Here is a 2,676-nt window from a genome sequence, read left to right on the forward strand (position 1 = left end):
GCCTGACGGCTTGCGCTTCGCTAAAATCCCTGTCCTTCAGGACGGGGAAGACGTTAACCGCGCCTCGAATTCGGACGCGTCGTATAGCTTCCAGAGGAAAACCCGAGCGATCGCACCGACGAATCCTTTTCCTCTTGAGCGAAGGCGCCGCCTGTGTATCCTTAAGATATAAGGATTCAATAAGGAAGACGAAAGCCCCATGGGTTTGAAGACGGTTGACTTGTTTTGCGGTTGCGGCGGCCTTTCGCTCGGTCTCGAAAGGGCTGGATTCAATGTCGTTCTCGGTATGGACTTCAACGAAGGGGCTATGTCCACGTACCGGAAGAACCTTGAGCACGATGCTATTCTGTCGGACCTGAAGGACCGGGATAGAACTCGAGCGCTCATGAGAATCTACGCTCCGGAAGTGATCGCCGGAGGACCTCCGTGTCAGGACTATTCCTCTGCTGGAAAGAGGAACGAGGGGGGTCGAGCATCGTTGACGCTGGAATTCGCCGACGCGGTCATTTACGCTCTTCCCAAGGTCTTTATCATGGAGAATGTCGAACCCGCAATCCGCAGCGAAACCTACAGGCAGGCGAACGACCTTTTCCGCGCAGCGGGATACGGCCTCACGCAACGGGTTCTCGATGCCTCCTTGTGCGGGGTTCCGCAGAAGCGGAAGCGCCTCTTCGTGGTTGGAGCGATCGGATACGAGGACGGCTGGCTGAATGACGTCATCGAGGAGCGCCTCGCCGACCAGCCGATGTCGGTGCGCGAGTACATGGGCGACGAGATCGACATCGAGCACTATTACCGTCATCCGAGAAGCTACAAACGCAGGGGCGTGTTCTCGATAGACGAACCGTCTGCCACGATCCGTGGCGTGAACCGGGAGCCTTCCGGAACCTACACCGCGCACCCCGGCGACGTAGCTGATCCTTCCCATGTCTCGGTTCGGGCGTTGACCGTCAACGAGCGCTCTCGCGTTCAGACGTTTCCAAGGGAATTCGTGTGGCCGGAAAAGCTTTCCAAGACCGCTCTGGAGCAGATGATCGGCAACGCCGTTCCGGTTGAGCTGGGTCGCTTCGTTGGAGAATGCGTCTTGCAAAAGTTGGGGCTGAAGAAGCAGCCCGTGAAGCGGGAAAGAAGGAAGTCTCAGCCAAAGGCTGTAGATGAGGTGGTCGTTGCAGAGGATGGCAGCGCGGAGTTGGCCGCCGCCTGAGTGTCAGCGTCCCGTCTTAGAGTTCACGAAGTCGCGCAGGACGGCACCGCAGAAGAGGTTGCGTCTCTTGAAGGCTCCTGGTGTCGCGGCCATGATCATTTCGCCTGAACGCCGTCCCGGGGCGACAACGAAGGGTTCCTTGAGGAAGAAGCGATTCTTGAAACACCATTCCGGCGGCTGAACGTCGGCCAGGTGCGCCAGAAACTCGGCCATGCCGGCGAGGTGGGCGTTATGGGGCTTGCGCTCCAGACGAACGGGTTCTTCGGAGAATGCACCCAAGGGTACTGCCACGGTCCCTTCTTCTCTTGTTGATGGGGGACAGACCACGCTGAGGTGGTCGATGAATTCCTTCATCGCGTGATTATAGGGCGTGTCGCCGCGCACATTCAGGGCTATCTCGGCCAACGAGCGCGGTCTGTGTGAGTGTGTGCTCATATGTGGCTTCTCGCACATCAGAGGCTTTTTGTCAACATTATTGGCGCTTCGGATCTTCATTCCCGCGCGACGGGCGTTTTTCGGGCCTTCGGTGGTAATGCTGCGCTGGAGTTCGTCTTTGACTTTCGTTCGAAGGTTCATGTTTCGGGGCGTCGTTGGAGTTTGTTCATTTTCCAGATTGTGCGCAAATGCGGACGAGAGATGCAAAGAAACTTTTTCCCGGAACGGGAGCTGCGGGCGTTTCATCCGTGCCAGGCGATCATTGGATCATAGGATTTCCCGGTGTTCCTCGCGCTGACGAGATCCTCGAGGATCGCCTTCGTCATGTCTGACAGGTCGCGGTCCGGGAAAAACTTGGCGTGGATAGCATCGATTTCGTCGACGGATGTCACGCCAAGTTCCTTGGTGAGGTTCCATATGTCCTCCGCGTCATGGGATTCCAGGCCCGAACGGAGGCACCAAGCCTTCATCGCGAGGAGGTACTCGGGCTTAGCAGGGAAGATCCGCAGCCCCGTGTCAGCGGCCGGGAATTCCATGCTGGCGGTGTATTCAGGGGCGTCAGAGGCGAGTCCCTCGACGGCGTCGTTCAGCCAATCCTCGGGAAGTCCGTTTTCTTTCGCGACTTCGAGCGCGGCAGCATCGAGCGCGGATCGGTCTCCGGAGATAAAGGAGAAGTCCACGTCCCTTGTTGCGTCGCGGCCGGCATCCATCGTGAGAACGACGGCAGCCCCTCCCATGACGGCGATCTCCACGAGTTTTCCGGTTTCGGAAATTCGTTTGCCGAGTGCGGAGAGCAATTTACGAAGGGAAGCTCGGTCAAGTTTCTCCGGGGCGCTCATGGGTGGTTCCCTATTCGAATGGCTTTAACCAATGATCGTACGATTTTCCGCATCCTCAAAAGCGGTCGTCGAGATCGATGAACAAAGGGGGTCGCGTAAATAATTTTTGCGCCGGCGACAGGGATTCATTTGATGGAGCGCACCTAGGTGATCCTGAAGCGCGGCAACCCCCTTCCTTCAGGGAGGGGCAAGAGCGCA

General features: G+C 57.7%; 4 protein-coding genes. 1 reads left to right on the forward strand and 3 read right to left on the reverse strand.

What is annotated here, in order from left to right:
* On the reverse strand, positions 1–337 hold a 337-nt coding region (locus tag E1297_RS51185), incomplete at its 3' end, for a hypothetical protein (RefSeq protein ID WP_368669447.1).
* Here E1297_RS51185 and E1297_RS02950 point away from each other — a divergent pair.
* Complete coding sequence (locus E1297_RS02950; protein WP_368669446.1) at positions 221–1,204, forward strand: DNA cytosine methyltransferase; 984 nt, start codon at positions 221–223, stop codon at positions 1,202–1,204. The genes E1297_RS51185 and E1297_RS02950 overlap by 117 nt on opposite strands.
* 3 nt (positions 1,205–1,207) lie before the next feature.
* On the opposite strand, the gene E1297_RS02955 is transcribed toward E1297_RS02950, so the two are convergent.
* Together E1297_RS02955 and E1297_RS02960 are read right to left on the reverse strand one after the other, a co-directional pair.
* A complete protein-coding gene (locus E1297_RS02955) occupies positions 1,208–1,885 on the reverse strand; it encodes a hypothetical protein (RefSeq protein WP_155133720.1) in 678 nt (225 codons plus the stop codon).
* On the reverse strand, positions 1,882–2,478 hold the full coding sequence (locus E1297_RS02960; protein ID WP_155133723.1) for a hypothetical protein: 597 nt from the start codon (positions 2,476–2,478) through the stop codon (positions 1,882–1,884). The genes E1297_RS02955 and E1297_RS02960 overlap by 4 nt, the downstream gene beginning before the upstream one ends.
* Positions 2,479–2,676: the final 198 nt, after the last annotated feature.

It is taken from the genome of Roseibium sp. RKSG952 (assembly GCF_009711355.1).

Excerpts from the sequence above, each read along its gene's own strand:
- E1297_RS02955 (WP_155133720.1), bottom strand. The coding sequence starts at position 1,885 with ATGAAACGCCCGCAGCTCCCGTTCCGGGAAAAAGTTTCTTTGCATCTC.
- E1297_RS02960 (WP_155133723.1), bottom strand. The coding sequence starts at position 2,478 with ATGAGCGCCCCGGAGAAACTTGACCGAGCTTCCCTTCGTAAATTGCTC.